This is a genomic window from Catenulispora rubra, from assembly GCF_015356825.1.
Taxonomy (GTDB): Bacteria; Actinomycetota; Actinomycetes; order Streptomycetales; family Catenulisporaceae; genus Catenulispora; species Catenulispora rubra.
The window spans coordinates 1-25,576 of the sequence record NZ_JAACYW010000162.1; the positions used below are offsets into that span (position 1 = coordinate 1).

The following is a 25,576-nucleotide window of genomic DNA, read 5'->3' on the forward strand; positions in this document are numbered from 1 at the left end:
GTATCGGTGCTGCACGCGCCGCTGGCACCGGACCCGGCCTCCGGACGACCACCGCGAGCACCGGTGTTCATGCCCCCGCCGCCGCTGGACCCGCCGGACCCCGCAGACCCGCCAGGACCGGCGAGCGGGGACCCGGGGAAGGCGCCTCTGCCGCCGGCGCCGGTCGGGTTGGTGGTGCCGGTGACGCGCGGCGGGTGTCTGAGCGGGACTGGGGCTGACGGCGGGTGCTGCTCAGGACGCGCGGCGGCAGGCGACAGCCGATGCTGTGGTTCGGCGGGCAAGTCAGGCAGCTGCGTCAAGCACGACGGCCTGGCCTTCACCGGCATGTCGACGCCGATGCTGGCCGGTGCCGCCTCGGCCGGGATGCTGCTGGTGGCCGGCGGGTTCGTCCTGGTCAGGCGGTCCGCACGACGCTGACACAACGAACACTGACAGAGGACCCCGACAGAGAACACCGACACAAAGAACACTGAGCCCGGCGTTTCGCACGCCGGGCTCTCGCTTTGCGCCGGATCCGGCAACCGCTTCGCTGCCCTGCGGCATCGCGCAGCACAGCTCAGGCTCGGCGCGCGCCAGCAAGCCTGCACCCGGCAGCATCGTCGCGTTCCGGCGCAGACTCGGCGCGCGCGAGCGGGCCCGCTGACCGCGTTGCGTGTTTGTCCTGTCGTGCCGCCTCAGCCCTCCAGCGCCGCCGTCAGATCCACCTCCACCAGCTGCCCTCCGTACCCCAGCGCCGCGACCCCCAGCAGCGTGCTGGCCGTTCGGAACGCGGGCCCGAGGGCCGAGGCGGTGAGCCGGTGCCAGGCCGCGGCCAGGACCGTGCTCTGGTCGCTGACCACGTAGATCACCGAGCGGACCACGTCGGCGGGGGTGGCGCCGGCGGCGGCCAGGATCGTGAGTGCGTTGGCCACCAGTTGGTCGATCTGGGCGTCCAGGTCGGGGCCGACCAGCTTCTCGTCGGCGTCGAGGGGGCACAGGCCGGCCAGGTGGGCGGTGCGGCCGGCGGGGCTGATGGTGACGTGGGCGTAGCCGGATGTGGGGTGCAGTCCGGGTGGGTTGATGAGGGTGAGGTTGTCGTCGTTCATGGTGGGCATTGTGGTTGCCAGGGGCGTCGAAGGCAGGTGATTATGTGACGGTCGCCGCATCGTCCGCTCGTTCCGACTCCCGCCCATTTGCCCGGACGCCACCTCCGGATAACCTCGGCGGTATGTCCCGCATCGCGCTCGTCACCGACTCCACGGCCTGCCTGTCCGCGGAGACGGCGTTCGATCTCGGCGTCACCGCGGTGCCGCTGGAGGTGATCGTGCGCGGCGCGCCGCACAGCGAGGCGGCTCCGGAGACCGGTGCGCTGCTGGTGGCGGCGTTGCGCTCGCACGAGACCGCCACGACTTCGCGGCCCTCGCCTGAGGACTTCGCCGCCGCGTACCGGGCCGCCGCCGTGCGGGGTGCCGAGGGCGTGGTCTCGCTGCACATCTCGGCCGAGCTGTCGGCGACGCTGGAGTCCGCCGAGCTGGCCGCGAAGGACTCGCCGATCCCGGTCCGGGTGCTGGACAGCCGCACCATCGGCATGGCGCTGGGCTTCGCGGTGCTGGCCGCCGCCGAGGCCGGCCGGGACGGCGAGCACGACCTGGACGCCGTCGCCGAGGTCGCCGCCAAGCGCTCGGCGACCGCCTCGGCCTTCTTCTACGTCGACACCCTGGAGTACCTGCGCCGCGGCGGCCGCATCGGCTCGGCCCGCGCCCTGCTCGGCTCCGCGCTGGCGATGAAGCCGTTGCTCCATATGGCTGACGGCCGCGTCGAGCCGCTGGAGAAGGTCCGCACGTCCGCCAAGGCCATCGCGCGCCTGGAGGAGATCGCCGTCGAGCGGGCCGGCGGCGACGGCAGTTCGGTCGAGATCGCCGTCCAGCACCTCGACGCCGCCGAGCGCGCCGACGCCCTGGCCGGCCGGCTGCGCGAGCGGCTGCCCGGGCTGACCGGCGTCACGGTGTGCGAGGTCGGCGCGGTCATCGGCGCGCATGTGGGGCCGGGGGTGCTGGGAGTCGTGGTCTCGCCGCGGTGAGGAGCCACAAGCCCTCAAGCCCCCGCCGGCACCCACGACCCGGCGCCCCCGACCGGCCGCCCCGTCGCCGCCAGGTGCCCGCGCAGCAGCGCCAACACCGGATGCGGGTTGTCACTCCGCCAGACCAACGAGTGCGGATACACCGGCGTCGGGTCCACCACCGGGATCCGCCGCAGGTCGTGGCCGTCGGGCCAGGCCAGGCGCGGCTTCTCCCCGACCAGCGAGGCGACGTCAACGGAGTCCGCGATGACGTCCATGAGATGGTCGCTGCCGAAGAACGGCCCTATGCCGTCGATGGAGAGCCCGAACTCCGCCGCCAGCTTCTTGTAGTAGACGGACCACTCGACGCCGTCCGGCACGATCCCCGGAATCCAGATCCGGTGCCCGGCCAGCTGCACGGGCGTCACCGTGCGCGCGCCGGCCAACGGATGCCGGGGGCCGACCAGCAGGTCCAGCCGGTCGTCGAAGACGCGGGCGGACTCCACGCCGGGCGGCAGGGCGTACACGTCCGCGACGTACCGGAACGTCGCGTCGATCTCCCCGCTGCGCACCGCGTCCAGCGCCTGGCCGATGTCGACCAGCGTGACGACGTCGAGCTCGACCTCCGGCCGCGCCTCGTGGAAACCGCGCAGCAGCGCCGACATCCCGCTGCGCTTGGCGAGGACGTCCACCCGCAGCGCGCGCCGCTCCGGCCGCACCGAGGCGAGCGCCTTCGCCTCGGCCTGCATCAGGGCTCTGGCATGCGGCAGGAACGCCTGGCCGTCGATGGTGAGCTGGGCGCCGCGCGCCGACCGGGTGAACAGGCGGACCGCGAGTTCCTTCTCCAGCGCGGCGATCCGCTTGGACACCGCCTGCTGGGTGACGGCGAGCTCGGTCGCGGCGTCCTGGAAGCGTCCGGTCTGGGCGGCCATGAGAAAGGTGCGCACGGCTTCGAGGTCCATGGCGGGTCAGCCTAGTCACACAACCAAGGGTTGTGTTCAGCGGTCCTCTTAGTTGTTTGACCTGGGTTTCTCGCGGCCGATTGGATGCCGGGAGTCAGCGGTAGGTTGTGGATTCCCGGGAGCGTGCGGGCATGGCGGACGGATCGAAACCGAAGGTGCGACGGAACCTGGGGCGTCAGTTCAACTGGCTCTGGTCGGCGTACGCGGTCAGCACACTGGGGACCTGGTTGGCGTTCAACGCCTTCTCGTTGATCCTCATCAGGGTGCTGCATTCCGGGCCCGCGGAGGTCGCTGCACTATCGGCGGCGGGGACGGCGGCCGGGGCGCTGGTCGCGCTGCCGCTCGGGCCGTGGGTGGAGTTTCGGCGGAAGCGGCCGGTGATGATCGGCATGGACCTGGTGCGCTTCTTCACGCTGCTGACGATCCCGCTCGCGTACGCCTTCGGGGTGCTGACGTTCGCGCAGTTGCTCGTAGTGTCGATCGTGACCGGGGCTGCGGACCTGACGTTCACCGCGGCCGGCGGCGCGCATCTGCGGACGCTGGTCGCGCGGAACGATTTGCTGGTCGCCAACGGCCGGTTCGAGTCCACGCAGTGGACGGCGACAGTCCTCGGGATGCCGCTGGGCGGGGCGGCGATCGCGCTGTTCGGGCCGGTGGTGACGGTGGTCGCGGACGCGGTGAGCTATCTGCTTTCGGCGCTCGGGATCCGCGCGATCGGGGGCGGGGAGGCCGATCCGCCGAAGCGGGACGGCGCCGCCGGGCTGCGCGTTCGCGACCTCGTCGAGGGCTGGCGCCACATCCTGAGGAGCCCGGCGCTGCGGCCGCTGTACTTCAACAGCGCCGCTGTCAATGCCCTGATCATGGCACAGTCGCCGCTGCTCGCGGTGCTGATGCTGGGGCGGCTCGGGTTCTCGCCGTTCGAGTTCGGGCTGGCGTTCGCGATCCCCTGCCTCGGCGGACTGCTGGGCTCGCGCCTGAGCCCGCAGCTGGTCGCGCGCTACGGCCGACCGGCGGTGCTGCGCACGGCCGGCGCGGTGCGGGCGCTGTGGCCGGTCGGGCTGGCGTTCGTCGGGTCGGGGACGTGGGGGCTGCTGCTGGTAATCGCGATGGAGGCGGGAGTGATCACCACATCGGGGGTGTACAACCCGGTGCTGGCCACGCATCGGTTGGAGAATGCCGGGAGCGCGAATGTCACGCGGGTGCTGTCCGCGTGGTCGATTACGAACAAGATCAGTATCGCGACGGCCACCGCGCTGTGGGGAGTACTTGCGGCGGCGACCAGCCCGCGATTCGGGCTCGGCCTGGCGGGAGCACTGCTGTTGGCAACGCCGCTACTGCTGCCGCGCGGTTCGCGGACTGGAGTGCTTGGGGCCGCGGCTGTCGCCGATTCTGCGAGCTGACCAACCAATCGCCCCGAGCGCCGCAAAAGACAAGGCCCGGTGCCGACCGCCGAAGCGATCAGCACCGGGCCGCCAAGCCGCTAGCCAAAAACCCTACGCAGGCACCACATTCACCAGCTTCGGCGCCCGCACGATAACCGTCCGCACCCCGCGCCCCTCCAGCGCGCGCTGCACGCCTTCCGAGGCCAGCGCCAGGTCGCGCAGCGCGTCCTGGTCGATGCCCGGGGGCACCTCCAGACGGTCCTTCACCTTGCCGGCGACCTGCACCACGCACGTCACCGTCTCGTCGACCAGGTACGCCGGGTCCGCGACCGGGTACACCGCGCGCGCCACCGAGCCGTCGTGGCCCAGGCGGGACCACAGTTCCTCGGCGATGTGCGGGGCGAAGGGGGCCGTCAGCACCACCAGGGCCTCGGCCGCCGGGCGCGGGACCTCGGACAGGCGCGTCAGGTGGTTGTTCAGCTCGATCAGTTTGCTGATCGCGGTGTTGAAGCGCATGCCCTCCATGTCGGCGCGGGCGCCGTCGATGGTCTTGTGCATCGCGCGCAGCATCGCCTCGTCGGGCTCGGCGTCGACGACCGTGACCTCGCCGGTCTCCTCGTCGATGACGTTGCGCCACAGCCGCTGCAGGAAGCGGAAGCTGCCGATCGAGGCGCGGGTGTCCCAGGGCTTCGACATGTCCAGCGGGCCCATCGACATCTCGTAGATGCGCAGGGTGTCGGCGCTGTACTCGTCGATCATGTCGTCCGGGGAGATGACGTTCTTCAGCGACTTGCCGATCTTGCCGAAGTGCTGGGTGACCTGCTCGCCCTGGTAGAAGAACGCGCCCTCGCGCTCCTCGACCTCGTCGGCCGGGACGTAGATCTCGCGGGCGTCGGTGTACGACGCGCCCTGGATCATGCCCTGGTTGTACAGCTTGCGGAACGGCTCGGCGCTGGTCACCTGGCCCAGGTCGAACAGCACCTTGTGCCAGAAGCGCGCGTACAGCAGGTGCAGCACCGCGTGCTCGGCACCGCCGACGTACAGGTCCACGCCGCCGGTGTCCTCGTCGTCCTGCGGCCCCATCCAGTACTTCTCGGCCGCGGCGTCGACGAAGCGGGTGTCGTCGGTCGGCGACAGGTAGCGCAGGTAGTACCAGCACGACCCGGCCCACTGCGGCATGGTGTTGGTCTCACGGTGGTACTGCCGCGGGCCGTCGCCCAGGTCCAGGGTGACGTTCACCCACTCGGCGGCGCGCGCCAGCGGCGGCTCCGGGGCGCTGGTGACGTCGCCGGCCTCGAAGGTCTTCGGCGAGAAGTCCTCCACCTCCGGCAGCTCCAGCGGCAGCATCGACTCCGGCAGCGCGCGGGCGATCCCGGCCTCCGGGCCGTCGGCCGCGTAGACGATCGGGAACGGCTCACCCCAGTACCGCTGCCGCGAGAACAGCCAGTCGCGCAGCCGGTAGGTGACGGTGCCCTCGCCGATGCCCTTGCCCTGCAGCCACTCGGTGATCGCCCGGATCGCCGCCGGGACCGGCAGCCCCTCCAGCGACACCTCGTCGTTGGCGGAGTTCGTGATCTGCGCACTCTTGGAGTCGTAGGACTCGGTCCAGTCCGCGACGTCCTCCGGCCAGTCCGCCGGCGGCGCCACCACGATCCGCATCGGCAGGTCGAAGGCCCGCGCGAACTCGAAGTCGCGCTGGTCGTGCGCGGGCACCGCCATGATGGCGCCGGTGCCGTAGCCCATCAGCACGTAGTCGGCGATGAACACCGGCACGCCCTCGCCGTCGACCGGGTTCACCGCGAACGTGCCGGTGAACACGCCGGTCTTCTGCCGGCCCTCGGTCTGCCGCTCGACCTCGGTCTTGGCCGCGGCGGCGGCGCGGTAGGCGGCGACCGCCTCGGCCGGGGTGGCGTGCCCGCCGGTCCACTTCTCGCGGGTGCCGGCCGGCCACTCCTTGGCGACGAAGGAGTCCACCAGCTCGTGCTCCGGAGCCAGCACCATGTACGTGGCGCCGAACAGCGTGTCGGGGCGGGTCGTGAAGATCTCGATGGTCTTCTGGGAGCCGTCGACGGCGGTCACGCCGAAGTGCACGCGCGCGCCCTCGGAGCGTCCGATCCAGTTCCGCTGCTGCAGCTTGATCGGCTCCGGCCAGTCCAGCCGGTCCAGGTCGGCCAGCAGCCGGTCGCCGTACTTGGTGATGCGCATCATCCACTGGCGCAGGTTGCGCTTGAACACCGGGAAGTTGCCGCGCTCGGAGCGGCCGTCCGCGGTGACCTCCTCGTTGGACAGCACGGTGCCCAGGCCCGGGCACCAGTTCACCGGCGCCTCGGCGATGTAGGCCAGGCGGTGGGAGTCGATGATCGTCGCCTGCTCCTGCGCGGACAGCGCGCTCCACGCGCGGCCGTCGGGGGTGCGGCGGGCGCCGTCGGCGAACTGCGAGATCAGCAGGCTGATCGGCCGGGCCTTGTCGGCCTGGTCGTCGTACCAGGAGTTGAAGATCTGCAGGAAGATCCACTGCGTCCACTTGTAGAAGGACACGTCGATGGTCGACACCCCGCGCCGGGTGTCGTGGCCGAAGCCGATGCGGCGGATCTGCTCCTTGTACCGGGCGATGTTGCGCTCGGTGCTGATCCGCGGGTGGATGCCGTGCTCGACCGCGTACTGCTCGGCGGCCAGGCCGAAGGCGTCGAAGCCGATCGTGTGCAGCACCTTGTGGCCGGTCATCATCTTGTACCGGCCCAGCACGTCGGTGGCGATGTAGCCCAGCGGGTGGCCGACGTGCAGGCCGGCGCCGGAGGGGTACGGGAACATGTCCAGGATGTAGGCTTTGGGCTCCGCGGTGTCGGCCGGGTGGTCCGGCACCTCGAAGGTGTGGTGCCCGGCCCAGTACTCCTGCCACTTCGGCTCGATGTCGGCCGCCACCGAGGCCGTGTACCGGAACTTCGGGTCGTCGCTAGCAGGCTTGGGCTGTGTGTCGGTCTGCTCGCTCATTGTCGTCTCAGTCCTCGGGATACGTCTGGTCAGAATCATTAAGGTCTGTGCTGGAAATGAAAAAGCCCCTCGCGCATGGAGGGGGGCCGCGCTGACCGGAGCGTCGAACGGCTCCGTCCTGTTTCAGCGCGGCGACATAAGAAGCAGCGTCACAGCCCGCATACCCCAAGGGTACCAGCGACGTCCCCGGGATATCCGCCCTACCTGCGGACCAGGCCCAGGACCAGCAGGATCTGCGCCAGGTGGTACGTGACGATGATGGGGACGTCCAGCTCCCAGTCCTTGCGCACGAAACGCGTCCAGCCGATCATCGCGTCGGAGACGGCGAACAGCAGCGCACCCGGGATGACGCGCAGGTCACCGGTCCACCAGGCCCCGACCACCAGCAACGAGATGACGGTGACGTAGGCGAAGACCGGCACGGCCAGGGCCGCGTCTTCCTCGGCCGCCGCGCTCCGGACCCGCAGGCCGACGGTCGCGAACAGAGCGCCGGCCAGGACCAGGCCGGTGAGCACGAAGGAGATCGCGTAGCCGCCGTGCGCGTGCAGGCGGACGAAGGCCGCGATGTACGCGACGTGCGCGAGCAGGAAGGCGCCCAGGCCGACCACGAAGTTCCGGTCGGCCGACGCGGAGTCCTCGGGCAGCATCAGGAAGACGTCCCCGACCAGGCTCAGGACCAGGGCCGCGACCATGGTCACCACGAGGTACGCCGGGGCGTGCTGCGCATGAGCGATGGCCAGGGCCGCGGCGATCAGAACGACCATGGTCAGCGGCTTGGCGACGTACTCCGCACGGCGCGCCCCCACCGACGCCGGGTCCATGGCGCGCCGCGACACGGCGGTCCAGTCGGCGAGGGCGACCACGAGGGTCAGCAGCGTCAGCGTCAGGGGCACAGCGGAAAGCTACTACTCGGTAGCTTCGATGTCAGCAGCCCTCGTCGCGAAAGCCCTCCTTGTATATATGTACGACGCTCAAATGTTCAGTCTCCGTGCGGCTTCTCCAGCTCCGGAGCCGCTGCGGGAGCCGGGGGCACCTCCGCCTCGGCAGCCGCAGGAGCGACCGGGGTGGCCTGGGCTGCCAGAGCCACCGGAACCGCCGGAACCGCCGCCAGCTCCGGCTCCCGCCGCAGCCGCAGGAACCGCGGCGTCGGGAACGCCAGGAACCCCTCGGCCCGCCCCGCCGCGATCGCGATCCGCGCCAGGTCCCGGGCCTTCGGGAAGCACAGGTACCGCGGCTCCCAAACCGGCCGGTACTTCATGTTCGCCCGGTACAGCGACTCCAGCTGCCACCAGCGCGAGAACACCGACAGCACGACCCGCGCCAGCCGCAGGAACGGCCCGGCGCCGATCCGGCCGGCCCGCTCGAAGATGCTGCGGAACATCGCGAAGTTCAGCGAGACCCGCTCCACCTTGTGGTCCGGGCCGGCCTTGATCAGGTCGATCACCATGAACTCGACCAGGCCGTTCTCGGTCCCGCGCTCGCGGCGCATCAGGTCCAGCGACAGTCCCTTCGTCCCCCACGGCACGAAGGACAGCAGCGCGCGCAGCGTCCCCTCGCCGTCCAGGCACTCGACCATCACGCACTGGCCGTCGGCCGGGTCGCCGAGCCGGCCCAGCGCCATCGAGAAGCCGCGCTCGACGCTGCCGTCGCGCCAATCGTCCGCCCTGCGCACCAGGCGAGCCATCTCGTCGGCCGGGATCTCGGCGTGCCGGCGGATGCGGGTGCGGTAGCCGGCGCGCTCGACCCGGTTGTACGCCTGCCGGACCACGCGCATCGCGCGGCCCTCCAGGGTGAACTCGTCGACCTCGACCACCGCCTCGTCGCCGAGTTCGACGGCGTCCAGGCCGAACCGGGTCAGGACCTTGCCACCCTCCTCCGAGGCGCCCATGACGGCCGGCACCCAGGCGTGCTGCCGGGCCTCGGCCAGCCAGGCCTCGATCGCGCCCGGCCAGGCCTCGACGTCCCCGATCGGGTCGCCGGAGGCCAGCGACACCCCGCCGACCGGCCGGTAGGCGATCGCCGCCTTGCCGGTCGGGGACCACATCACCGCCTTGTCCCGGCGCAGGTTGAAATAGCCCAGAGAGTCCTGGTCGCCGAACTTGTCCAGCAGGGTGCGCAGCCGGTCGTCGTCCTCGGGCAGGTGCCGGTAGGTACCACGGCGCGGCTGGAACAGCGCCCAGGCCACCGCCAGGATCATCAGGGAGCCGATCAGGTTGACCGTGACGTCGACCCAGTGCGGCACCTCGACGGCGGTGTCGTACCACCAGATGCCGGTGCCGGCCATGCCCGCTTTCAGCGTATAGAGCGCCTGGTCGCCGAGGTCGGTGGAGGGGTTGGCGTCGTTCCAGGCGACCAGCGTGACGCCGAGCACCGTCGAGAGCGCCAGCGACACGCCGAGCACGACCAGCGCCAGCCGGAAGTTGGCGGCGTCGAAGACGGCGTAGAACTGCTTGCGGGACCAGACCACCAGTCCGATGAACAGCGCCTGGACCACGAAGGCGACGATCAGCGGCGCCAGCGGCTGCAGGTCCGAGGAGGTGACGTCGTAGAGCAGAGCGCTGATCGCCAGCCAGCCCAGCGGCCCGACGAACAGGCCCAGCACCATCAGCAGCCACCAGGCGATCCGCTTGCGGCGGCGCACGGCCGCACCGAGCATCAGAATCAGCACGCCGAAGCCGATCGAGGGCACGCCGAGCAGGAACCCCAGGCTGAACAGGATGTAGTCCGGCAGCCGGTCGATGCGCTCGTTGGTCCGCGGCGAGAGCGCGGACAGGATCGAGGCCAGCGCCACGATCCGGCAGTACCAGACCAGCAGCATCGGGATCCGGGCGCGGAAACGCTGCACGCGGCTCGTCGTCGCGGTCTCCGTCATCCGAACCCTTACCTCCGGCTGTGTATGGTTTCGAAGCTGATAGCCGTCCAATCTACTCAACGTCCGGGTTCATCCTGGAGTGCCGTGGGCGACGCGCACGGGGACGCGCCATTGCCGGAGCGGCGCTGGAATTTACTGGTACTCTCCGGGTCACCGCGGGTGGGGCGGTAGTAGAGCGATCACTGGCGGACGGACGTTGGGGGCTTACCCGATGGAGCAACAACCCGGACGGCGGCAGCCTGGACGCGGCCGCGCTGGGAACCAGTCGTCGCGCCCACCCGAGGACTTCGTCGAGGACGACCCGACGATGGTGCGCCCGTTCGTGCGGGCTTCCTCCGGCGGACGGCCCCGGCAGGGCGCACCGGGCGGCGGACAAGGACAAGGGCGGCAGAACAGCCGGCAGCAGCAACCGAACGCGCGGCAGCAGCCGAACGGCCGCGGCCGGCAGAACGGGCCGGGCCCCGGGCCCGGGCCCGACGGCTCGCGTCCGGGGGGCCAGGGCGTCCCCGGCCCGCGCCCGCCGCGCGACGCCGACCCGCACCAGGTCCCCGGGCTGCTCTCGACGCCGATGCCGCCGCCGCGCGCGGTGGCCCGGAACGCCCCGCCGCAGAATCCGGCCCCGTATCCGGAGCCGGACGTGCCGATGAGCGACCTGACCACGACGATGCCGATCCTGGCCGTGCCGGCCGACGACGGCTACGACGAGCACGGCGGCCACCCGGATCACTATCCGGACCACCACCCGGACCACTACCCGGACCACGAGAACGCGGCGCCCGGCGAGCACGGGCACTTCCACGACGACACCGACTGGGGCCGGCACCGCGGCGGGAACCGGCCGCCGCGCGCGCTGAAGATCGGCGCGCTCCTGGCCGGCGTGGCGGTGGTCGGGGTGGCGGCGTACAGCGTGCTCGGCGGCGGATCGGGGCAGCCGTCGGCGGGCCCTGCAGCAGCCGGGTCCAGCACCGCGAACGGCGCGGCCGGCGCCGCCCCGGGGACGCCGTCGGACAGCGCCACGTCCGCGCCCGGCACGCCGTCGCCGACCGGATCGCCGACCGACTCCGGCTCGGCGTCGACGAGCGGGAGCACGCCCTCGACGTCGCACAGCTCGAAGACGCCGTCGAAGACGCCGAGTTCGTCGCACCCTTCCACGCCGAGCAGCTCGCAGATGACGTCGCGGCCGAGCAGCGCGCCGTCGACACCGCCCAGCACCACCGTCCCGGCACCGCCGCCGGCGACGAGCTCCGCCTCGCCGGCGTTCACGGTCCTCGGCCCCGGATCCAGCGGCCCGGCGGTCTCGCAACTTCAACAGAACCTCAAGAAGTCCGGCGACTGGTGGCTCAAGGTCACCGGGACGTGGAACGGCGACACGACGTCCGCGGTCCAGAACTTCCAGGACGCCAACCCAGGTACGAGCCCGCCCGACGCCTACGGAACCTACGGAGCGGCGACCGACAAGGCATTGCAATCCGCCGTAGGCAACTGAGCGTGAGCGGACAGGCATGGGCCGGTACCGGCCTATAGCCTGATTCACACCCCCCGACGAACATCAGAGTGATAGCGTCGGTGATCGCCCAGAGTCGCGCCACACCACGAAGGACGTTACGGAGGCAGAGATGTCCGCACCGCAGCAGCCTTTGGAGCCCGACTTACCCCGGATACCGGTGCGGTCACAGCGCGAAGCGGACTTGTTCCGCCGCGACCCCGAGACCCGCACCGATCCCCGCGAGAGCGCACCGAAGCCGGCGCCGGCGCCACCCGGATCCGGCCCGCGAACGGAGGAGTTCAGCGTGGCGGAGACGAACGGCGGCCGTCGCCCGGCCCCCAGACAAAAACGCTCGATGCTCGACCAGGACTGGAACGCCGGGAACGCCGGGAACGCCGGGAACGCCGGGAACGCCGGGAACGCCGGGAACGCCGGGAACGCCGGGAACGCCGGGAACGCCGGCGACGCGCCGCGCACCGACGCGAACCTGCCGATGACGCAGCGCCGGGTGCCGGACCCCTCGTGGGTTCCGGGGGCGGGGCAGCCGGGGGCCGGACAGCCGGGGGCGCAGGCCGGTTTCGGCCAGCAGGGTGCGCCGCGCGGTGGTCAGGGCGGTCAGGCTGGTCGCAGGCAGCAGCCGGGAACGCCGCAGGGTGGGGCAAGGCAGCAGCCTTCGTTCCAGCCGCGACCGGCGGCACCCGGCCCGCAGCACCCTTCCTTCCAGGCGTTCCAGCCTCGGTCGAACGTGCCGCCTGGGCAGCATCCTTCATTCCAGTCGCGCCCGGATGCACCGCAGCCCGCCGCGCCGACCGGCCAGCACCCTTCGTTCCAGCCCCGGCCCAGCACGCCGCAGCCCGCTGCGCCGACCGGCCAGCACCCGTCGTTCCAGCCGCGACCGAGTACCCCGCCGCAGCAGCATCCTTCCTTCCAGCCGCGCCCGGCAGCTCCCGGCGCGCAGCATCCGTCGTTCCAGCCCCGCCCCGCGGGTCCCGGCGCGCAGCACCCTTCGTTCCAGCCGCGCCCGAGCGCCCCGCAGCCTCCGGCACCCGGCGGCCAGGGTGCCCTGCCCCAGCGGCAGTCGGTGGCGCCGGCCGCTCAGCGTGCCGAGGGCCTCACCCGCGACCTGCGGACTCCGGCGCCCGCGCGCCGTGCCGAGGCCGAGTGGTTCCGGCCGACCGGCGAGGGTCGAATACCCGGCGCCGACGGCCGCGCGCCCGAGAGCCGTGGCGAGGTCACGCGCCTGTCCGACCACGCCATCGGGCGTGATCTGGTTCGGCGGCCGGTCAACGAGACCGCGTTGCTGCCCTCCACCGGCGGCCCCGGTTTCGGTGGTTCCGGGTTCGGCGGCGACGGTGGCGATGACGGCGGCGACGGCCTGCCCCCCTTCGACCGCGGCAACTCCGGCGGCCGGCACCGGGGCCCGCGGCGTCCCGCGTTCCGGGCCGCCGTGCCGATCGCTGCGGTGCTCGCGGCCAGCGGCGGGGCGCTCGGGCTGGTGCACGCCGTCAGCTCCGGGGCGCCCGGGTCCAGCGTGGACATGGCGTCGGGGAACAACGGCTCGGCCGTCACCACCGACCTGAGCAACGCGCCCTCCGGCGACGGCTCGACCCCCGGCGCCTCCGGGGCCAGCTCGGATCCGGCGACCTCGCCGCTGGACGCGACCGCGTCCGGCTCCGGCGCGCCGACCGCGCCGAACCCCGGTCAGCCGATCACCACCGCGCCCGGCGGCCACACCGCGCCGCCGAGCACGTCGACCAAGGCGACCTCGACGCCGTCGGTGCCGAGCTCCCCCGGCGGTTCCGGGCCCGGGCTGCCGTCGAACGGCCCGGTCCAGACCTCGAACCCGCCGCCGAGCACGCCGGGCGCGCCGAGCACCCCGGTGAGCACGACGCCCACCACGCCGGGCGCCCCGACCACCACGCCGACGTCGCCGGTCACCACGCCGACGCCGCCGACCCCGACGCTGCCCCAGACCCCGTCGGGCCCGACGACGCCGACCACGCCGACGACGAGCCCGACCGGCCCGACGCCGACCGGTCCGACGACCACGCCGACCCCCACCCCGACGCCGACCCCGAGCGCGTCGAGCAGCACCCCGCAGATCTCCCCCAGCGCGGGCACGCTGCAGGCCGGCGACACCGGTCCGGACGTCTCGACCCTGCAGACGCTCCTGGACCGCCTGGGCACCCCGACGTGGGTCCCGGTGACCGGGGTCTACGACACCCGCACCACCGAGGCCGTCGCCTACGTCCAGAACCTGCTCAACATCACGGCGGACCCGCGCGGCGTGTGCGGCCCGACCACGGCCGTGGCGATCAACACGCTGGCAGCACACTGAGACTCATCGGAACACACTGACAAACCGCCGAAAGGTCGCGCCGGGACCGGGAAACCCCCGGCGCGGCCTTCGAAAGCAGTCCAGGGCGCTCAAGTCCGCGAGCCATCGGCCGATGACAAAACCATGATCCTCACCGGCAAGTCCTGCCTCGTCACCGGCGCCGCGAGCGGCATCGGACGCGCCACCGCGCTCAAGTTCGCCCGCGAGGGCGCACGCCTGGTCGCATCCGACATCGACGCCGCAGGGCTGGAATCCCTGGCGTCCGACCTCGCGGCCGAGGGCCTGACCGCGGTCGCGGTGACCGGCGACGTCACCCGCGACGCCGACGTGCGCGCCATGGTCGGGGCCGCGCTGGACTCGTACGGCCGCCTCGACGTCGCCGTGGCCAACGCCGGCATCATCCCGCTGTCGGACGTCCTGGAGACCTCCGAGCAGGACTGGGACGCGGTCATGGCGGTGGACGGCAAGGGCATGTTCCTCACCTGCAAGCACGCCATCGCCGCGATGCTCGACGGTGGTGACGGTGGTGACGGTCGCGGCGGCCGCAGCAACGGTAACGAGGGCAGCAGCAACGGCAGGCCCGGCACCGGCAACGCCCGCGGCGCGATCGTCTGCGTCTCCTCCATCTCCGGCATGGCCGGCCAGCCCCGGCAGGCGGCCTACGGACCGGCGAAGTTCGTCGCCACCGGCCTGACCAAGCACCTCGCCGTCGAGTGGGCCGCACACGGCATCCGCGTCAACGCCGTCGCCCCCGGCACCATCCGCACCGAGCGCGTCCTCGCGCTGCGCGACGAGCCCGGCGGCCCGGAGTACCTCGAAACGGTCTCCGCCCTGCACCCGATGGGCCGCCTCGGCGAGCCCTCGGAGGTCGCCGACGTCATCGCCTTCCTGGCCTCGGACGCCGCATCGTTCGTCACCGGCGTCGTGCTGCCCGTCGACGGCGGCTACCTCGCGCAGTAGCGCATCAGACTCCGGCGAATCAGACCTCAGCGATCCGGACCGTAGAGCTGGTAATACCGTTCCACCAGCCCGCTCTCGGCGATCGACGCGTCGGTCCACGCCGCGTCGTACCCGGCCGCGAACTCATGCTCCGGCCGGGCCAGCGCGCACGCGCCCCACACCGCCGCCGCCATCGTCAAGTCCGACTGCCGCGCCGGCACCCGGTCGCCGCGCGAGAGGTTCACCGGCAGCCCGTCGGCGAGGACCGTGACCGACCCGTTCGGCAGCACGTACCGCACCCCCACCCGCGGCACCTCCTCGATCCGCTCGGCACGCTCGGTCAGGCCCGGCAGGTCGATCTCGGAGGCCCGCCCCGACACGCTCGCCACGAAGCAGTCCCCGGGCAGAAAGTCCAGATCCTCGCCGCCGAGCCCGGTTCGGCCGGTCGAGGACACGATCAGCGTCGGCCGGTGGCCGTCCAGCAGCGCCGACAGATCTGGCGCCGTGAGGTACCCGGCCTCGTGCGCAGCGACGAGCCGCCGCCACTCGGTGTCATATACGGCGACCCGCATCCGCTGCGTCCGCAGCACCGCCGCCACTTTTTCCCCGACGATGCCATACCCGATGACCAGCGCCTGCGCACCGTCGAAGCCCTTGTCCGGAATCAGTTCGCGAATAGAGCGCACCACGGTCTCGGCGATCCAATGCGCCTCGATCCCGCGCTTCACAGTGCTCTCCGCGACGCTGAAGACCGGCACAGGCACCGCGACTTCGAGCTCTTCGATACCCGCCGACGACTGCTCGACCAGCCCCCGAAAACTCGACACCAGCTCCGGCGCGTGCCGCATCACCGTCGGCAGCACCTGCCCGCCGTCGTCGACCACCACGCTCGGCTCGCAGACCCGCGCCGCGTGCAGCCGCAGCCCGGTCTCGGCCTCCGACACCGGCAGCACCGCGATCCCGAGCCCGGCCAGGTGCGCCTCAACCCGCGACCGCAGCTTGTGCGGGTACTCCTTGTTCAGCACCGTCATCGCCTCCGGTCGCGCCCCGAGCGCGATCAGCGTCTGTGCCTGCACCACGAGGTCCGACAGCAGGTGCCCGACCAGCACCACCCCGCACTCCCCGAGCGGCTTGTCCGTCATCCGCTCCGCCAGCCCGGCCAGCAACGGCAGCTGCTCGGCGAACGCGTCGGTCTCGAACTCGGTGAACGGCACGCCCTCCAGACACCCCAGCGCCCTCGCCGCGTCCGCCTCACCGATCTCCGCACGGCCCAGCAGCGTCGCGGACAACACCAGCTGCGCGTTCCCCCGGTCCCGCGGCCGGCAGGCCGGCGCCATCGCGATCAGCATGCTGCCGTCCCCGCCGACGCCGAGCGGGACCAGCCACGCGCCCGGCCCGAGCCGGTGCCGCCGCGCCGCGGCCGGGAACGCCGCCTCGATCCGGTCCAGCACCTCGGCCAGCACCAGCCGACCCTGCTCGGCGGTGCCCTGGAGCTCGGTGATCGCGGTCGCGGGACCCCGGTGGTGCGTGTCCTTCACAGCCCACGTATACCAGATTGCTGAGGAATGACCGTTTCACGACGCGCTCGACCGCGACTAGTCATGCATACGCCCACCCGTCTCCCACCACCACCCGTCATGGAGTCGCTGCGCTCCACAAGCACACTGAGACGCACGGATGACTCGCTGACACCCCGCGCACAACCCCCGTCCACCTGTGCGTCGCGTCACACGCGAGCCCGACACGACACCCCCGACATGGCCGATGATTCCTGCTTGTCCAGGACTGTGCGCGGACATGGACACGGCCGTCCCATTCCGTGAGCGAGAATGAGGAGATGACCACCGGCACCGCTGACGACCTGACCCCCGCCCAACGGGCGGCCGCGGTCCGGCGTCTGGAGAAGTCGATCGGCTCACTGGCCGGAGTGGCGATCCAGCGGATGGAGGAGCGGCTGGCCTGGTACCGGGCCATGCCCCCGGACAACCGCTCCTGGATCGGCCTGGTCGTGCAGGCCGGTATCGCGGCCTTCGTGGAGTGGTTCCGCAACCCGCAGGACCGCACCGCGATCAGCGCGGACGTCTTCGGCACCGCCCCGCGCGAGCTGACCCGCTCGGTGACCCTGCGCCAGACCGTCGAACTCGTCCGCACGACCATAGAAGTGGTCGAGGAGGGCATCGGCCAGATCGCACAGGGCCCGGCCGAGCAGGCCGCCCTGCGCGAGGGCATGCTGCGCTACTCCCGCGAGATCGCCTTCGCCGCCGCGCAGGTCTACGCGCAGGCCGCGGAACTGCGCGGAGCGTGGGACGCGCGGCTGGAGGCGCTGGTCGTCGACGAGCTGATGCGCGGCGACGTGCTGGACGACACCGTCCGCTCCCGTGCCGCAGCCCTGGGCTGGGACAGCGCATCGGGCCTGGTGGTCGTGGTCGGCACCACCCCGGAGCCGCTCGGCGGCCGGGAGAACGTCCGGCAGCACACCGCCCTGGTCGCCGACGCCGTGCACCGCGCCGCGCGCCGGGCCCGGCTGACCGTGCTCACCGGCGTGCAGTCGGACCGGCTGGTGGTGATCATCGGCGGCGCCGACGATCCGCTGACCGCGACCCGCGCGCTGGCCAACGAGTTCGGGCCGGGGCCGCTGGTGATCGGTCCGGTTGTCGAAGACCTCCTGTCTGCGGGCATTTCCGCCCAAGCCGCCCTGTCCGCGGTGCGGGCGGCGGGCGCCTGGCCCGACGCGCCGCGTCCGGTGCTGGCCGCCGAACTCCTTCCGGAACGCGCCCTGGCCGGCGACGAGGCCGCGAAGGCTCAACTGGTGGCTGAGGTCTATCGGCCGCTGGAGTCCGCGGGCGCGGCGTTGCTCGAAACCGTTTCGGTGTATCTAGAACAAGCCGCGTCGCTGGAAAGCGCCGCCCGAATGCTGTTCGTACACCCCAACACCGTGCGCTACCGGCTCAAAAGGGTGAGCGAACTCACAGGCCTCAATCCCGCGCAACCGCGCGCCGCGTTCACCCTCCATATGGCGCTGGCCTTGGGAAGGTTGGCTGGACCGTCGAACGCTTTGTAGGAACCCTCCAAGATCCAGACCATGATCTTCGTCCGCCCCGCTAAAGGCAATCCGGCGGTTGACGAACGAGAGTGAATCACGTGCTAGTACTCGTCGCGCCGGGCCAGGGTGCCCAGTCCCCCGGATTCCTCACCCCTTGGCTGGAGGTTCCAGGTTTCGCCGACCGGCTGACCTGGTGGTCGGCCGTGGCCGGGCTGGATCTCGTGCACTACGGGACCGAGGCCGACGCCGAGGCCATCAAGGACACCGCGATCGCGCAGCCGCTGCTGGTCGCCTCCGGCATCGCCTCGGCGCTGGCGCTGTTCCCGCACCCGGCCGACGCCTTCAAGATGATCGGCGCGGCCGGCGGCCACTCCGTCGGTGAAATCGCCGCAGCCGCCGGCACCGGCGTGATCACCGCCGAGGCCGCCATGGTGTTCGTCCGCGAGCGCGGCCGGCTGATGGCGCAGGCCGCCGCGGTCACCCCGACCGGCATGACCGCCGTGCTCGGCGGCGACCGCGAGGTGGTGCTGGCCAAGATCGCCGAGCACAACCTGATCCCGGCGAACACCAACGGGGCCGGCCAGATCGTGGCCGCCGGCACGCTGGAGGACCTGGCACGGTTCGGGGACGACGGCCCGGACGGGGCCCGGCTGCGTCCGCTGAGCGTGGCCGGCGCCTTCCACACCCAGCACATGGGCTCGGCCGTGGAGCAACTCTCCCGGCTGGCCAAGGGCATCACCACGCGCGACCCGCGCACCCGGCTGGTGTCCAACGCCGACGGCGCGGTCGTGCACGACGGCCGCGAGGTCCTGCGCCGCCTGGTCGCCCAGGTCTCCAACCCGGTGCGTTGGGACCTGTGCATGGATACCTTCGGCGAACTCGGGGTAACCGGCATCCTCGAGGTGCCGCCGGCCGGGACCCTGACGGGTCTGGCCAAGCGCGCGCTGAAGGGCGTGCAGACCTTCGCGCTGAAGACGCCGGACGACCTGGACGCCGCGCGCGCCTTCGTCGCCGAGCACGGCGAGTCCGCCGGCGCCGACTCGCTGGACACGGCTCCGACCTGGCGCCTGGTCATCGCCCCGCACGGCGGGACGGTGCGCCGGGGCGCCTTCGAGGCCGGCGACAAGCTGGAGCGGGACACCGCGGTGGCGACCGTCGCCGGCCGCGGTGACGAGCACGAGATCACGGTGCGACACGAGGGCGAGCTCCTCGAGTGGCTCGTGGAAGACGGGGACCCGGTCGCGCCGGGGCAGCCGCTGCTGCGCGTCCACCCGACCGGCTCGTACGTCTAGCCGGCCCGACACTCGGTAAAGGGGATCCGATCATGGCAACCATCAGGGAGAAGCAGGGCGCGGCGCACACCCGCATCATGGGTGTCGGCAGCTACGTCCCGAGCCGGGTCGTCACCAACGACGAGGTGATCACCTGGATCGATTCCTCCGACGAGTGGATCCGGACGCGCTCGGGCATCACCGAGCGCCGCTGGGCCACGCCGGAGGAGACCGTCCTGGAGATGTCGGTCGAGGCCGCCGGCAAGGCGCTGGCCGCCGCCGGGATCGCCGGCGACCAGCTCGGCGCGATCATCGTCTCCACGGTCTCGCACTTCCACCAGACCCCGGCGCTGGCCTGCCTGGTCGCCGACCGGCTGGGCACCAACGGCGCGGCGTACGACATCTCCGCCGGCTGCGCGGGCTTCTCCTACGGCGTGGCTCAGGCCTCGGACATGGTCAAGGCCGGCAGCGCCGAGTACGTGCTGGTGATCGGCGTGGAGCGGCTCTCGGACCTGACCGACATCCACGACCGCGGCACCGCCTTCATCTTCGGCGACGGCGCCGGCGCGGTGGTGATAGGCCCCTCCGACACCCCCGGGATCGGCCCGGTGGTGTGGGGTTCGGAGGGCGACAAGTACGGCACCATCACCCAGACCTTCGCCTGGAACGAGGCTCCGGAGGAGGGCGAGGACGGCGGAGAGGTGCGCGGCCCGTTCCTGCAGATGGAAGGCCAGGCGGTCTTCCGCTGGGCCTCCTACCAGATGGCCGAGGTCTCGCTGAAGGCGCTGGCCGAGGCCGGCATCACCTCCGGCGACCTGGACGCGTTCATCCCGCACCAGGCCAACATGCGCATCACCGACCGGCTGGTGAAGGTCCTGGACCTGCCCGAGCACGTGCCGGTCGCGCGCACCATCGCCGAGTACGGCAACAACTCCGCGGCCACCATCCCGATGGCCATGGACCGCATGCTCTCGGAAGGCAGCGCACCGCACGGCGGCCTGGCCCTGCTCATCGGGTTCGGGGCGGGTCTGGTGTACGCGGCGCAGGTCGTTACGCTCCCCTAGCTGTGAGCCGTTAGATTCACCCCGGGCCCGCGGAAACGCGGATCCGGGATCCACCCAACAGAGAAAACCAACGAAGGAGCGCCACACAATGGCTCTGACCCAGGAAGAGATCCTCGCGGACCTCGCCGAGATCGTCGAAGAAGTCGCGGGCGTGGACAAGGCCGACGTCGAGATGGACAAGTCCTTCACCGGCGACCTGGACGTCGACTCGCTGACCATGGTCGAGGTCGTCGTGGCCGCCGAGGAGAAGTTCGGCGTGAAGATCCCGGACGACGCCGTCAAGGACCTGTCCACGGTCGGCGACGCGGTCGGCTACATCCAGAAGAACCAGGCCTGAGCCACCGGCTGGACCTGTTTGTGACGCAGGACCCGTAACACCCCGCACTACGGCCGTCCGGCCGGCAGAACCCGTGGAACTTCCAGATAGAAGGTAAGGCTCGTGACTGCTCGCAAGTCTGTCGTCGTCACCGGTGTCGGTGCGACCACGCCGCTCGGCGGAGACGCCGCCTCGTTCTGGGACGGGCTGCTGGCCGGACGCTCCGGGGTGCGCAACCTGACCGAGGAGTGGGCCGAGCAGCTGCCGGTCCGGTTCGCCGCGCGCGTCGCGGTGGAGCCGTCGGCCCACCTGAAGCCGGTGGAGATGCGCCGGCTGGACCGCTCGGCGCAGTTCGCCGTGATCGCGGCCCGCGAGGCCTGGAAGGACGCCGGCTTCGAGGGCAAGTCCGCCGAGCCGAACCGCCTCGGCGTGATGGTCGGCTCCGGCATCGGCGGCGTCACCACGCTGCTGAGCGCCTACGACGACCTGCTCGCCAAGGGCCCGCGCTCGGTCGGCCCGCGCACCGTCCCCATGCTCATGCCGAACTCCCCGGCGGCCTACGTCGGCCTGGAGTTCGACGCCCGCGCCGGCGTGCACGCGCCGGTGTCGGCCTGCGCCACCGGCGCCGAGGCCGTCGGCCACGCCATCGAGATGATCCGCTCCGGCCGCGCCGACGTGGTGCTGGCCGGCGGCACCGAGGCGGCCATCCACCCGCTGCCGATCGCGGCCTTCGCCAACATGATGGCGATGTCCAAGCGCAACGACGACCCGCAGCACGCCTCCCGGCCCTTCGACGTCAGCCGCGACGGCTTCGTGCTCGGCGAGGGCTGCGGCATCCTGGTCCTGGAGTCGGCCGAGCACGCCGCCGCGCGCGGCGCCCGGGTCTACGCCGAGGCCGCCGGCGTCGGCTTCTCCGCGGACTCCCACGACATCGCCCAGCCCGAGCCGGACGGCCGCGGCGTCGCCGAGGCGCTGGCCTTCGCGCTGGAGGACGCCGACATGTCGGCGAGCGACGTCAAGCACCTGAACGCGCACGCCACCAGCACCCCGCGCGGCGACCTCGCCGAGATCATGGCCTTCCGCAAGATCCTGGGCTCGGCCGCCGAGGACGTCGCGGTCTCGGCCACCAAGTCGATGCACGGGCACCTGCTCGGCGGCACCGGCGCCATCGAGTCGGTGGCCACGGTCCTGGCCCTGTACCACCGCCAGGCCCCGCCGACGATCAACATCGAGACCTTGGACCCCGAGGTCACGCTGGACATCGTCCGCGACAAGCCGCGGGCGCTGCCCGAGGGCCAGATCGCGGCGCTGAACGACTCCTTCGGGTTCGGGGGGCACAACGTGGTCGTGGCTTTCCGGTCCGTCTGAGGGGACTGAAGGCACCGACATGACTGTCACCGACACCAAGGCCGCGCCGGCCATCCCGGCGCCGGCCTCCGCCAAGCCCTCGCGCGAGGACGACCCGCGCAACCCGGTCAAGCGCCTGGAGCGGCTGTTCGACGCCGGCAGCACCGAGCTGCTGACCCCGGTCGACGACTCCGGCTTCCTGGCCGCCGTCGGCCTGATCGACGGCTGTCCCACCGTGGCCTACGCCTCGGACGCCACCATCCAGGCCGGCGCCATGGGCGCCACCGGCTGCCAGGTGATCCTGACCGCCTACGAGCGCGCCCTGGCCGACGGCTGCCCGATCGTCGCGCTCTTCCACTCCTCCGGCGCCCGCCTGCAGGAGGGCGTGGCCTCGCTGCACGCGGTGGGCCTGGTCTTCGCGGCCATGACCCGCGCCAGCGGCAAGATCCCGCAGATCTCCGTGGTCCTGGGCCCGGCGGCCGGCGGCGCGGCCTACGGCCCGGCGCTGACCGACATCGTGATCCTGGGCCCGGCCGGCCGGATCTTCGTCACCGGCCCGGACGTGGTCCGCTCGGTCACCGGCGAGGACGTGGACGCGCTGCGCCTGGGCGGCCCGGAGCCGCACGGCCGGCGCTCCGGCGTGGTGCACGTGGTCTGCGACACCGACGACACGGCGTTCTCCAACGCCCGCAAGCTGGCCGCGCTGCTGGGCGACCAGGGCACGCTGGACGCCGCCGCGGTCGAGGACCGCGACCTGGCGCACCTGCTCCCGGCCTCCCCGAAGCGTGCCTACGACGTCCACCCGCTGGTGAACGCGGTGTTCGACAAGGCCGGCGTGGAGCTGCACCCGAAGTGGGCCCCGAACGTGGTGACGGCCCTGGGCCGCTTCGGCGGCCGCACGGTCGGCGTCATCGCGAACAACCCGCTGCGCCTGGGCGGCTGCCTGGACTCGTCGTCAGCAGAGAAGGCGGCCCGCTTCGTCCGCATGTGCGACGCCTTCGGCGTCCCGCTGATCGTGCTGGTGGACGTCCCCGGCTACCTGCCGGGCGTCGGCCAGGAGTGGGACGGCGTGGTCCGCCGCGGCGCGAAGCTCCTGCACGCGTTCGCCGAGTGCGTGGTCCCGCGCGTCACCCTGGTGACCCGCAAGACCTACGGCGGCGCCTACATCGCGATGAACTCCCGAGCCCTGGGAGCCACGAAGGTCTTCGCCTGGCCGACCGCCGAGGTCGCCGTCATGGGCGCGGTGGCGGCCGTCCGCATCATCCACCGCCGCAAGCTCGCGGAGGTCTCCGAGGACATCCGCCCGCAGCTTGAGCAGGAACTCGCGGCCGAGCACGAGAAGGTCTCCGGCGGCGTCCAGCGCGCCATCGAGATCGGCGTGGTCGACGAGGTCGTGGAGCCGGGCGTCTCACGCAGCGCAATTGCGGCGGCGATCGCCGCCGCGCCGGGCGGGATCGGCGGGGGTGTGCTGGTGCGCGGGCAGCACGGGAACATTCCGCTGTAGCCGGTGTTGGGTCAGCCCTCGACGAAGTGCTTCGGCACCACGTCGAGGGCTGATTCGTCTGTCGGGGAGTTCGGCCTCAGCCCACGCAGGGACCGTCTTCCTTCACCGGGAAAGACGTCAGATGCTCCAGCAGCGCGTCGAGCTCGCACGTCGCCAGGCAGATCCCCTGGTCCCCGCTGCCGTAATACAAATACACCGTCCCGTCGATGACCAGCGCGCCGGACGGGAACGTCACCCGGTTCACCACCCCGGTCAGCTCCGCCTCAGTCTGCGGGGTCAGCAGCGGCGCGGGCGTGCGCGCGATCACCCGCCACGGCTCGGCCAGGTCCAGCAGCGCGACGCTGATCTGCCACTCCGGCTCCTCCTCGCTGTCGGAGTTGCAGTAGAAGAACAGCCAGCCGGCGTCGGTGCGGATCGGCGGGGCGCCGAGTTCCGGGCCGCGGCGGACCCGCTTCTTCGCCAGCTCCGCGCGGTCGCCGGGGATCAGGACCGCGGTGTCGTCGTAGTTGTCGATCGCGGCGGCGACCTGGCCCGGGGGCGGGTTCTTGACCGCGTCCAGGTCGTCGAAGACGGTGTGGATGATCGCCGCGCCGGGCGTGTCGGAGCACCAGGTGAAGAACCAGAGGTACTTGCCGTCGACCGGCTCGGGGAACAACGTCGCGGCCTTCGACGGCGCGCCGTGCGGACCGACGACGCCGTGCTTGGTGACGGTCTCGGCGCGCAGGTCCGGCGTCGTCGCCAGCGCGATGCGCACCTTGATGTCCGGCGGCGTGCCCTCGACGGCCGTGTAGTAGATGTAGTACTCGCCGCCGAGGTACACCACGCGCGGGTCCTCGCAGCCCAGGCCGTGCTCGTAGGGCCGGTCCGGGGCGATCAGCGGCTCGGGGCGCCGGACGAAGTGCACGCCGTCGGTGCTGTCCGCGATCCCGATCGAGGAGACGTACTGCCCCGCGGTGCTGAACTCGACCCCGTTGGTCGCGCGGTACAGCATGTGGACGACGCCGTCCGCGCCCCGCACGACCGTGCCGTTGAGTACCGAGCCGGCCTCCCAGGGCTGGTCGGGGTTGCGCCGCAGGATCGGGTTCGCGGGATGACGCTTCATCAACATGCAGTCATCCTGCCGTAGAAGCTAGCCCTCAAGCAGGACCCTGCCATAGTTCGCCATCGACCGGTTGTAACGCGGCAGGTGCTTGGCCAGCGCGACCAGCACCAGCGACAGCCCCTCGCGCTCGCGGCCCAGCGTGGCCAGGCACAGCGCGATCGTGCAGTCCAGCGCGTCGGACAGATGGTCCTCGCCGCCGGTCTCCTTCTCCTTCAGCAGCGTGGCCAGAGCGTCCTCGACGCGGCCGACGTTCCGCAGCGAGCTGGACATCTGGATCACGGCGCGCCGCCGGTTCTCCCCGGTCAGCCCCCCAATCTCCAGCGCCTGCGCGTACAGCGGCACCGCAAGGTCGGAGTGACCCCAGCTGTCCCGGGCAGACGCGCGGTGGAAGATGCCGTCGGCGTCGCCCTCGGGCAGTTCGGCGGCGAGCGCGTCTACCTGCGCGATGAATGCCTCTTCCTGGTAATCGTCGATGGCTGCGAACAGTGCGGCGACCTGGCGGTTGACGTCGGTTTTCAGGGCGTCGGTCTTCAGGGCGTCGGTCATGATCGTTCTCCGTTTCGTCAAAGCGTTCTGCGGTGCGAGGAAGATCGTGCCGGAGCGCTAGGATCATGGATACTCTTTCGGCCACCGCCGAAAGACGCAGTCCGCGCTGACAGCCCGAGGGAGGGAGCCGGATGCCCATCAGCCTCGGTTTCGGCCCCGCCGACCTGGCCCGGTGCCGGTTCGCCGTCTCGCCGGCCTTCGAGACGCTGTCCGCCATCCGCGACGCGACCGGCTCGCAAGGCCCCGGCGCGCACGGCCGCTGGCTGGAAAGCGTGCGCCCGGCCCTGCCGGGCCTCGGCCTGGACCCGATCGTCCTGCTGCAACCCCGCCGCGGCTACACCCCCGACTTCCTCGCACCGCAGAACGCTTTGACGA

Annotated in this window: 19 protein-coding genes and 2 pseudogenes; 13 read left to right on the forward strand and 8 right to left on the reverse strand. The window is 71.8% G+C overall.

Features of this window, described 5'->3' with window-relative positions:
- A pseudogene (locus GWK61_RS33635) lies at positions 1–417 on the forward strand (hypothetical protein); the annotation flags it as partial.
- A 257-nt stretch (positions 418–674) separates the two neighbouring features.
- Here GWK61_RS33635 and GWK61_RS33640 read toward each other — a convergent pair.
- Entirely contained in the window at positions 675–1,085 is a 411-nt protein-coding gene (locus tag GWK61_RS33640) for a RidA family protein (RefSeq protein ID WP_194915727.1), read from the reverse strand.
- A gap of 122 nt (positions 1,086–1,207) precedes the next feature.
- Here GWK61_RS33640 and GWK61_RS33645 point away from each other — a divergent pair, with 122 nt between their 5' ends.
- Complete coding sequence (locus tag GWK61_RS33645) at positions 1,208–2,059, forward strand: DegV family protein (protein ID WP_194915728.1); 852 nt, start codon at positions 1,208–1,210, stop codon at positions 2,057–2,059.
- 14 nt (positions 2,060–2,073) lie between these two features.
- Here GWK61_RS33645 and GWK61_RS33650 read toward each other — a convergent pair whose 3' ends face one another.
- Complete coding sequence (locus GWK61_RS33650) at positions 2,074–3,000, reverse strand: LysR family transcriptional regulator (RefSeq protein ID WP_194915729.1); 927 nt, start codon at positions 2,998–3,000, stop codon at positions 2,074–2,076.
- 131 nt (positions 3,001–3,131) lie between these two features.
- Between GWK61_RS33650 and GWK61_RS33655 the strand changes: the two genes are divergently transcribed.
- Positions 3,132–4,400, forward strand: a complete 1,269-nt coding sequence (locus GWK61_RS33655) for an MFS transporter (protein WP_194915730.1) — start codon at positions 3,132–3,134, stop codon at positions 4,398–4,400.
- A 93-nt stretch (positions 4,401–4,493) separates the two neighbouring features.
- Here GWK61_RS33655 and leuS read toward each other — a convergent pair whose 3' ends face one another.
- The 3 genes from leuS to GWK61_RS33670 all read right to left on the reverse strand — a co-directional run bounded on the left by leuS (position 4,494) and on the right by GWK61_RS33670 (position 10,245).
- Positions 4,494–7,373 (reverse strand): leucine--tRNA ligase, encoded by a 2,880-nt coding sequence (gene leuS / locus GWK61_RS33660; protein WP_194915731.1) that lies wholly within the window; start codon positions 7,371–7,373, stop codon positions 4,494–4,496.
- A gap of 200 nt (positions 7,374–7,573) precedes the next feature.
- Positions 7,574–8,266 carry a lysoplasmalogenase gene (locus GWK61_RS33665; RefSeq protein ID WP_194915732.1) on the reverse strand — a complete coding sequence of 231 codons (693 nt, stop codon included), beginning with the start codon at positions 8,264–8,266 and terminating at the stop codon, positions 7,574–7,576.
- 86 nt (positions 8,267–8,352) lie between these two features.
- Positions 8,353–10,245, reverse strand: a complete 1,893-nt coding sequence (locus GWK61_RS33670) for a phosphatidylglycerol lysyltransferase domain-containing protein (protein ID WP_228563377.1) — start codon at positions 10,243–10,245, stop codon at positions 8,353–8,355.
- 211 nt (positions 10,246–10,456) lie between these two features.
- On the opposite strand from GWK61_RS33670, the gene GWK61_RS33675 reads away from it, so the two are divergent.
- The 3 genes from GWK61_RS33675 (at position 10,457) to GWK61_RS33685 (ending at position 15,029) form a co-directional block, all read left to right on the forward strand.
- Complete coding sequence (locus GWK61_RS33675; protein WP_194915733.1) at positions 10,457–11,731, forward strand: peptidoglycan-binding domain-containing protein; 1,275 nt, start codon at positions 10,457–10,459, stop codon at positions 11,729–11,731.
- 304 nt (positions 11,732–12,035) lie between these two features.
- On the forward strand, positions 12,036–14,069 hold the full coding sequence (locus tag GWK61_RS59960; RefSeq protein WP_323747874.1) for a peptidoglycan-binding protein: 2,034 nt from the start codon (positions 12,036–12,038) through the stop codon (positions 14,067–14,069).
- Between the two features lie 123 nt (positions 14,070–14,192).
- Positions 14,193–15,029 carry an SDR family NAD(P)-dependent oxidoreductase gene (locus tag GWK61_RS33685; protein ID WP_194915735.1) on the forward strand — a complete coding sequence of 279 codons (837 nt, stop codon included), beginning with the start codon at positions 14,193–14,195 and terminating at the stop codon, positions 15,027–15,029.
- A 26-nt stretch (positions 15,030–15,055) separates the two neighbouring features.
- Here the strand turns inward: GWK61_RS33685 and GWK61_RS59965 are convergent, their stop codons facing one another.
- The gene (locus GWK61_RS59965) at positions 15,056–16,546 is read right to left on the reverse strand and encodes a Rossmann-fold NAD(P)-binding domain-containing protein (protein ID WP_194915736.1); all 1,491 of its coding nucleotides are present in this window, start codon (positions 16,544–16,546) and stop codon (positions 15,056–15,058) included.
- A 299-nt stretch (positions 16,547–16,845) separates the two neighbouring features.
- On the opposite strand from GWK61_RS59965, the gene GWK61_RS33695 reads away from it, so the two are divergent.
- The 6 genes from GWK61_RS33695 (at position 16,846) to GWK61_RS33720 (ending at position 23,553) form a co-directional block, all read left to right on the forward strand.
- Positions 16,846–18,069, forward strand: a complete 1,224-nt coding sequence (locus GWK61_RS33695) for a PucR family transcriptional regulator (RefSeq protein ID WP_194915737.1) — start codon at positions 16,846–16,848, stop codon at positions 18,067–18,069.
- Between the two features lie 80 nt (positions 18,070–18,149).
- Positions 18,150–19,343: an acyltransferase domain-containing protein gene (locus tag GWK61_RS33700; protein ID WP_194915738.1), complete on the forward strand. Its 1,194-nt coding sequence runs from the start codon at positions 18,150–18,152 to the stop codon at positions 19,341–19,343.
- 32 nt (positions 19,344–19,375) lie between these two features.
- Positions 19,376–20,386, forward strand: a complete 1,011-nt coding sequence (locus GWK61_RS33705; protein WP_194915739.1) for a ketoacyl-ACP synthase III — start codon at positions 19,376–19,378, stop codon at positions 20,384–20,386.
- 88 nt (positions 20,387–20,474) lie between these two features.
- Positions 20,475–20,723: an acyl carrier protein gene (locus GWK61_RS33710; RefSeq protein ID WP_194915740.1), complete on the forward strand. Its 249-nt coding sequence runs from the start codon at positions 20,475–20,477 to the stop codon at positions 20,721–20,723.
- Between the two features lie 102 nt (positions 20,724–20,825).
- Positions 20,826–22,070: a beta-ketoacyl-ACP synthase II gene (gene fabF, locus GWK61_RS33715; protein WP_194915741.1), complete on the forward strand. Its 1,245-nt coding sequence runs from the start codon at positions 20,826–20,828 to the stop codon at positions 22,068–22,070.
- Positions 22,071–22,089: 19 nt separating this feature from the next.
- Positions 22,090–23,553, forward strand: a complete 1,464-nt coding sequence (locus GWK61_RS33720) for an acyl-CoA carboxylase subunit beta (RefSeq protein WP_194915742.1) — start codon at positions 22,090–22,092, stop codon at positions 23,551–23,553.
- 76 nt (positions 23,554–23,629) lie between these two features.
- Here GWK61_RS33720 and GWK61_RS33725 read toward each other — a convergent pair whose 3' ends face one another.
- Together GWK61_RS33725 and GWK61_RS33730 are read right to left on the reverse strand one after the other, a co-directional pair.
- Complete coding sequence (locus GWK61_RS33725) at positions 23,630–24,661, reverse strand: glycoside hydrolase family 130 protein (RefSeq protein WP_194915743.1); 1,032 nt, start codon at positions 24,659–24,661, stop codon at positions 23,630–23,632.
- Positions 24,662–24,682: 21 nt separating this feature from the next.
- The gene (locus tag GWK61_RS33730; RefSeq protein WP_194915744.1) at positions 24,683–25,201 is read right to left on the reverse strand and encodes a tetratricopeptide repeat protein; all 519 of its coding nucleotides are present in this window, start codon (positions 25,199–25,201) and stop codon (positions 24,683–24,685) included.
- A 131-nt stretch (positions 25,202–25,332) separates the two neighbouring features.
- Between GWK61_RS33730 and GWK61_RS33735 the strand changes: the two are divergent.
- A pseudogene (locus GWK61_RS33735) lies at positions 25,333–25,576 on the forward strand (transcriptional regulator); the annotation flags it as partial.